Below are 7,739 nucleotides of genomic sequence, written 5' to 3' on the forward strand. Positions count from 1 at the left end.
GGGTCTAGATTCTTCTACTCTATTAACTATATCTGCATCTATTCCATTTGATTTTAATAGTTTAGCTGTTCCTTCTGTAGCAACAAAAGTATATCCTAATTCTTTCATATCTTTTGCTATTTCCATAAATTCATCTTTATCATAGTTATTTATAGTAGCAAGTACCACACCTCTCTTGTCAGACATAGTTTTTCCTGCTGCTATAAATCCTTTGTATAATGCTTCTTCCAAGTTTTCTCCTACACCTAAAACTTCTCCTGTAGATTTCATTTCCGGTCCTAGACTTATATCAACTCTAGCAAGTTTTGACATTGAGAATACTGGAACCTTAACTGATACTAATTTAGGCTCTTTATAAACTCCTGTTCCATATCCCATATCTACTAATTTTTCACCTAGCATACATCTAGTAGCTAAATCCACTATAGGCACATTACTTACCTTACTTATGTATGGAACTGTTCTACTTGCTCTTGGGTTAACCTCTATTATGTATAGTTCATTTTGGAATTCTATAAATTGTATATTAACCATTCCAAGTACGTTAAGCTCTAATGCAATTCTTTTAGTGTAATCTAATATTTTAGCTTTTATTTCATCACTTACATTTTGGCTAGGATACATAGTTATACTATCTCCAGAGTGAACTCCAGCTCTCTCTAAATGTTCCATTATTCCAGGTATTAATATATTTTCTCCATCGCATATTGCATCAACTTCTATTTCTCTACCTGTTAAGTACTTATCTATAAGTACAGGGTTTTTCTTATCTCTTTTAAATGCATCGCCTAAGTATGTAGCTAACTTAGTTTCATCATAAGTTATTTCCATACCTTGACCTCCAAGTACATAAGATGGTCTAACAAGGACTGGGTAACCTAACTTCTTAGCTTCTTCAATACCTTCTTCAACTGACCATATAGCCTTACCTTTTGGTCTATTTATATCTAATTTTTCTAATAATTCTTCGAATTTTTCTCTATCTTCTGCTGCATCTATATCTACAAAGTCTGTTCCTAATATTTTTATTTTCTTTTCATCTAAGAACTTAGCTAATTTTATAGCTGTTTGACCACCAAACTGAAGTATTACTCCATCTGGATTTTCTTTTTCTATTATATTTAATACTTCTTCTTCTGTTAATGGCTCGAAGTATAATTTATCTGATGTATCAAAATCTGTACTTACTGTTTCTGGGTTATTGTTTATTATTATTGTTTCTATTCCTTGTGCTCTTAAAGATTTTACACAGTGAACTGAACAGTAATCAAACTCTATACCTTGACCTATTCTTATAGGACCAGAACCAAGTACTATAACTTTCTTTTTATCACTTATTTCTACTTCGTCATATTGCTCATACGTTGAGTAGTAGTATGGAGATAATGCATCAAACTCTCCTCCACAAGTATCAACCATTTTATAAGCTGGTTGTATGTTGTATAACTTTCTTAATTCACATAATCTTTCCGGGCTTATTTTCATTAAGTCAGCTATACCTTTATCAGAAAATCCTTTTTTCTTTAACTCTAATACATAATCTTTATTTAAGTCTTCAATTTTCATTCCCTTTAGTTTTTCTTCTTGCTCTACTATCCATTTGAATTTATTTATAAACCACTTATCTACTCCAGTGATTTGTTCTATCATTTCTATTTTGTAGCCTCTTCTTATCATTTCAGCTAAGTCAAATAGTCTTTCATCATCAGGAACTACTACACTAGCCTTTAATTCTTCTATACTTTTTTCTTCTGATGGTGCATGAACTAAAGAGTACTTTCCTATTTCAAGAGATCTTATTCCTTTAAGTATGGCAGCTTCAAAGTTACTTCCTATACTCATTATTTCTCCTGTTGCCATCATTTTTGTTCCTAATTTTCTATTAGCTTGCTTGAACTTATCAAATGGCCATTTTGGTATTTTAACTACAACGTAGTCAAGTGTAGGTTCAAAACATGCATAAGTTTTCTTAGTTACTGCATTTTCTATTTCATCTAATGTATATCCTAGAGCAATTTTTGCTCCAACTTTAGCTATCGGATAACCTGTGGCTTTTGATGCAAGAGCTGATGATCTAGAAACTCTTGGATTTATTTCTATTATTGCATATTCTAAGCTTGTTGGATTTAAAGCTATCTGTACATTACATCCACCTTTAACCTCTATTGCATTTATTATATCTATAGATGCTTTTCTAAGCATTTGATATTCTTTATCACTTAAAGTCTGGCTTGGTGCTACAACTATACTATCACCTGTATGTACTCCAACAGGATCTATATTTTCCATATTACATACAGTTATACAGTTTCCATTTCCATCTCTTATTACTTCATATTCGATTTCTTTCCATCCCTTTATGCTCTTTTCAAGTAAAACTTGGCTAACTGGACTTAATTGTAATCCCTGAGTAAGTATTTCTGTCAACTCTTCTACAGTTTCAGCTATACCTCCACCAGTTCCACCTAATGTGTATGCAGGTCTTACAACTACTGGATATCCTATCTTGTCCGCAAATAATAAACCATCTTCTAAATTAGTTACTATATCACTAACTACAACTGGTTGGTTTATTTGTCTCATTACTTCTCTAAATGTGTCTCTATCTTCACCTTTTTTGATAGATTCTACTGAAGTACCTATTATTTGTACATTATATTTTTCTAATATTCCAGCATCATGAAGTTCAACAGCTAAGTTAAGTCCTGTTTGACCACCCATTCCTGCTAATAAACTATCTGGTCTTTCTTTTTCTATTATTTTTTCTATAAACTCGATTGTTAATGGTTCTATATATATTTTATCTGCTACTTCTTTATCAGTCATTATAGTAGCAGGATTACTATTTACTAATACAACTTCTACTCCCTCTTCTTTAAGAGCTTGGCAAGCTTGTGTTCCAGAGTAATCAAACTCTGCTGCTTGCCCTATTATTATAGGTCCTGAACCTAATACTAAAGTCTTTTTTATACTATCTATTTTAGGCATAATCTTTCTCCTTATCTAATACACGATTTTTAACTCTTTTAGCAACATACGTAGTTGTTGGCGATATGAGCAAATCGAATTTTATTATATTAATTTTAAGAACTTGTCGAATATATAATCGTTGTCTTTTGGTCCTGGACAAGCTTCTGGATGATATTGAACGCTGTATATAGGTAATTCTTTGTGTCTCATTCCTTCTACAGTGTTATCATTTAAGTTTACATGAGTAACTTCCATGTTTTCTGGCATTTGTGATACATAGTAGCCATGATTTTGAGACGTTATAAATATCTTATTTTCTTCTAAATCTTTAACTGGGTGATTTCCACCTCTGTGTCCAAACTTTAATTTAGATGTCTTACCACCTAATGTTAAAGCTAGTAATTGGTGTCCTAAACATATTCCAGCTATTGGTTTTTTACCAACTAATTCTTTTATATTTTCTATAACATCTTCTAAATCTTCTGGATCTCCAGGTCCATTTGATAAGAATATTAAATCAGGGTTTATTCCTAATATTTCTTCTGCTTTAGTAGTAGCAGGGAATACTGTTATATCACAATTTCTTTCTTTAAAAGATCTTAGTATGTTTTGCTTAACTCCAAAGTCCATAACAGCAACCTTAGTTCCCTCACCTTTTATATGTTCAATTTCTTTTCTAGTTACAGTTTTTACTGCTTGTGTATTAGAGAAAGAGTCTAATTTAGACTTCACATCTTCTAAAGATGCATTTTCTAAAGTTATTATCCCTTTCATAGTTCCATTATTTCTTAATATCTTTGTTAAAGCTCTTGTATCTATACCTTCAAGACCAATAACTTTGTTTTGCTTTAAGTATGTATCTATATCCATTTCGCATCTAAAGTTATTAGGTGCGTCACTTTTTTCTCTTACTATAAATCCTTTTACATGCACTCCCTTTGATTCTACATCTTCAAGATTTATTCCATAGTTACCTATAAGTGGGTAAGTCATTGTCACTATTTGACCATAGTATGATGGATCTGTTAATACTTCCCCATATCCTGTCATTGAAGTATTGAATACTACTTCTCCTACGCTATCCTCTAAATAACCGAAAGCTTTACCTTCAAATACTGTTCCGTCTTGTAATATTAATTTCCCCTTCATATGACCTACCTCCTAAGCATTCTCTATTTCATTTACTATACTTATTGCAGCTATCTTTGGATTTTCTGCTTTAGTTATAGGTCTTCCAACTACTAAGTAGTGAGCACCTTTATTTATTGCATCAGCTGGAGTAACAACTCTTTTTTGATCTCCTGCTTCAGAACTAGCAGGTCTTATACCTGGACATACTGTTACAAAGTCAGAACCACAAGCTTCAACTATTTTATCTACTTCTTGAGCTGAACAAACTATTCCATCTATTCCAGATTCTTTAGCTAACTTAGCTCTCTTTATAGCTAACTCTTCAGTAGTCATGTTACATCCTATATCAGATAAATCTTTATCGCTTAATGAAGTTAAAACAGTAACTCCTACTATTATAGGTTTTTCTATATTTAACTTCTCTGCTTCTTCTTTAGCAGCTAAAGCACATTGTCTCATACCTTCCATATCAGATACATGTATTGTCATTAACCATACTTTATCTCTTACTGCTGCTCTTACTGCACTTTGCATTGTATTTGGTATATCATGGAATTTAAGATCTAAGAATATTTTCTTCCCTTTTTCATTTAAATAATCTACTGTTTTCCCTCTAGTTGCTACGTATTGCTCTAAACCAACTTTAAATATATCTACACTATCTTCTAGCTTATCTATCAGTTCCTTAGCTTTATCAAATTCATTAGTATCAATTGCAACTATTAATTTTTCTTTTCCATTTCTCATTGTAATTTCTCCTTTTTTAATAAAGCCCAAAATTCACTCTGTTCATATCGCCAACGACTTCATCCGTTGCTAAAAAAAATCCTTACACCAAAAAGAGGTATAAGGATTTTATCTATACAGATATCTTTCCCAGCCTCTCGGGACTAGTTTAAAAGACTTTATTATATTTTTATTTTATATTTTTATTAAAAAATTTCATTAAAAAACCTCTAACTAATCCAGCTAGAGGTTGTAAATACAAATTTAAATAATTGTTTATACATAACCTTTTTAGCCTCTCTGGACTACTTTCAAGGAATTTTATTGTTAGTTTTAATTGCTTCATATCCTCTCTGGGACATTTTAAAGCTTTATCTTTGTATACAATTATCACACTTATTCCTTTTTATGTCAACTGTTCTTTCAATTATTCTTTATATTTTATAATAACTATATTATTGTTGTTTTAAAGTAACTGTCATGAAATAATCTTTACCCATTTTCTTCTTAGCTTTTGTTTTTTCATAACTTACGTCTATTCCATATTTATCACATGCTATATCAAAATGCCTAAGAGCTACTCCCATACTTATCTTGCTCATATTTTCAATAGCCTTTTTTTGTCTTTCTTCATAGATATATAATTCATCTTGCTTATTATAAAACATCCATGGTTGGCAATTTTTTATAGAAGGTGATAGTCTTACTGCATTTAAAACTTTAATCCATTTTCTATCTAATTTTCTAGCTATATGTTTTATACGTTTTCTGTCTATTTTTGAATCTTCATCTATAGATTTAAATAATCTTTCATTTCTTTCAGGGTATCCAAAAGCTATTATGGAAACTGGTTCTTCTAAATTCTGCTCTAAGTTTTCTTCATCTTCTTCACAATCGTTTGCTTCGTCTAATTCAATAAACTCTAATATATCTTCTCTTTTTAATTTACATTCTAGCCAACAAGTAGCTATCCCCAAACTAGTTAATTTTAAAACTACGCTTTCCATGGCAAATCCTATATTTTGTAAGTAATCATCTCCCTTATTTGATGTTACAACAATATAGTGAGGTGCTTTTATACTACATTTTTTACCCATTAGGAAGTGAATTAAATGTCCCCTATCTACAACATGTGCTTTTATATTTAACTCTTTATTTATATATTTTATCTCTGAACAGGCTTTCTTAACTTCATCCATTAGAGATTCTTTTATTACATTATTAGAAAAACTTTTTATAGATTTTCTATAAAAAATTGCATCATATATTTCCATTTACTTCCTCCTAATTAATTTCCTTCTATATAAAATTTATCTTTTATATTCTATATTTTTAATTTTTAGATAAATATATTTTTATATAAATTTATACATATTCTATTATAAGTTTTTTTGCTTTTTTTGCCTACTTTTAAACTAAAAATACTTCTAAAATACGACATTTTTCTATACTAATTTTTATTTTTATGCTTTATTTAATCTTATTAATATAGTCTTTCCTATAATAGGTTTTCTTTAATGTTTTTTTAATAGATATTTTGGTATAAATTTACATATATTTTTTATTTATTAGTATTTTTATATTAGATTTGTAATAAAATATAATTAGAGCTTTATTAAGTATATTAATAAGTAATTTAAGGAGGTTAAATTTATGGAATTTCAAAGAAATTTAGATGAATATGCTAAGTTAGCAGTAAAAGTTGGAGTTAATATCCAACCTGGGCAAACTCTACTTGTTAGATCTCCTCTAGAGTGTGCTCCTTTTGTAAGAAAAGTTTCAGAATATGCCTATAAATGTGGAGCTAAAAATGTACATATCGAGTGGTCAGATGAAGAATGTACTTTAATAAAATATTTAAATGCACCTGAAGAAACGTTTAATGAGTTTCCAAAATGGACAGCTGAACAATACGTAGATATAGCAAAAGAAGGGGGAGCATTTTTAACTATTTATGCTCAAAATCCTGATTTATTAAAAGATGTTGATCCTCAGAGAGTTGCAAACTTTCAAAAAGCTTCTGCTATAGCTTTAAAGGAGTGGAGATCTTATACTTTATCTGATAAGTGTAAATGGAGTATAGTTTCTGTTCCAACTGAATCTTGGGCTAAAAAAGTATTCCCTGATGTAGATTCAAAAGAAGCTGTAGAAAAGTTATGGGATGCTATATTTAAGTGTTCAAGAGTTGACGGGCAAGATGCTGTTGAAGCTTGGGCTAAACACAACGCAGATTTAAAATTAAGAATGAATTTCTTAAATGATAAAAACTTTAAGACTTTAAAGTATAAATCTTCTAAAACTGATCTTACTTTAGATTTACCTGAAGGTCATATATGGTTAAGTGGAGCTTCTGAGGACCCAACTGGTGTAGAATTTAATGCTAATATGCCAACTGAAGAAGTTTTCTCTATGCCTCATAAATTTAAAGTAAATGGAGTTGTTCATAGTACTAAACCACTAGTTTATGGTGGGAATGTTATAGATAATTTTGCTTTAACTTTCAAAGATGGTAAAATAGTAGATTTCACTGCCCAAAAAGGTGAAGAAACATTAGGAAAACTTATAGACACAGATGAAGGTTCTCATTATTTAGGAGAGGTTGCATTAGTTCCATTTAAATCTCCTATATCAGATACTAATATAGTATTTTACAATACTTTATATGATGAAAATGCATCTTGCCACTTTGCACTTGGTTCTGCATATAGAACTTGTATAAAAGATGGAGATGAATTAAAAGATGATGAACTAGATAATCATGGTGTAAATAATAGTTTAACTCATGTTGACTTTATGATTGGGTCATCAGATTTAGATATAGTTGGTATAACTCACGATGGAGAAAAAGTTCAAGTATTTAAAGACGGAAACTGGGCTTTTTAGTAAAATTTTTTCATTATAAATAAAAAAGG

5 protein-coding genes are annotated in these 7,739 nt (G+C 30.2%); 1 reads left to right on the top strand and 4 read right to left on the bottom strand.

Annotated elements, in window-relative coordinates:
- The 4 genes from carB to BN899_RS15480 form a co-directional block, all read right to left on the bottom strand.
- Positions 1-2,988: carbamoyl-phosphate synthase large subunit (gene carB, locus BN899_RS15460; RefSeq protein WP_042277313.1), on the bottom strand; the 2,988-nt coding region annotated here is incomplete at its 3' end.
- Positions 2,989-3,072: 84 nt separating this feature from the next.
- Positions 3,073-4,119 carry a glutamine-hydrolyzing carbamoyl-phosphate synthase small subunit gene (gene carA / locus BN899_RS15465; protein ID WP_042277316.1) on the bottom strand — a complete coding sequence of 349 codons (1,047 nt, stop codon included), beginning with the start codon at positions 4,117-4,119 and terminating at the stop codon, positions 3,073-3,075.
- 12 nt (positions 4,120-4,131) lie between these two features.
- Positions 4,132-4,848, bottom strand: a complete 717-nt coding sequence (gene pyrF, locus BN899_RS15470; protein WP_042277317.1) for an orotidine-5'-phosphate decarboxylase — start codon at positions 4,846-4,848, stop codon at positions 4,132-4,134.
- A gap of 434 nt (positions 4,849-5,282) precedes the next feature.
- Positions 5,283-6,101 carry a nitroreductase family protein gene (locus tag BN899_RS15480; RefSeq protein WP_042277322.1) on the bottom strand — a complete coding sequence of 273 codons (819 nt, stop codon included), beginning with the start codon at positions 6,099-6,101 and terminating at the stop codon, positions 5,283-5,285.
- A 379-nt stretch (positions 6,102-6,480) separates the two neighbouring features.
- On the opposite strand from BN899_RS15480, the gene BN899_RS15485 reads away from it, so the two are divergent.
- A complete protein-coding gene (locus BN899_RS15485; protein WP_042277325.1) occupies positions 6,481-7,710 on the top strand; it encodes an aminopeptidase in 1,230 nt (409 codons plus the stop codon).
- The last annotated feature ends 29 nt before the right edge of the window (positions 7,711-7,739 follow it).

It is taken from the genome of Faecalimicrobium dakarense (genome assembly GCF_000499525.1).
In the GTDB taxonomy this organism is placed as follows: domain Bacteria; phylum Bacillota; class Clostridia; order Peptostreptococcales; family Peptostreptococcaceae; genus Faecalimicrobium; species Faecalimicrobium dakarense.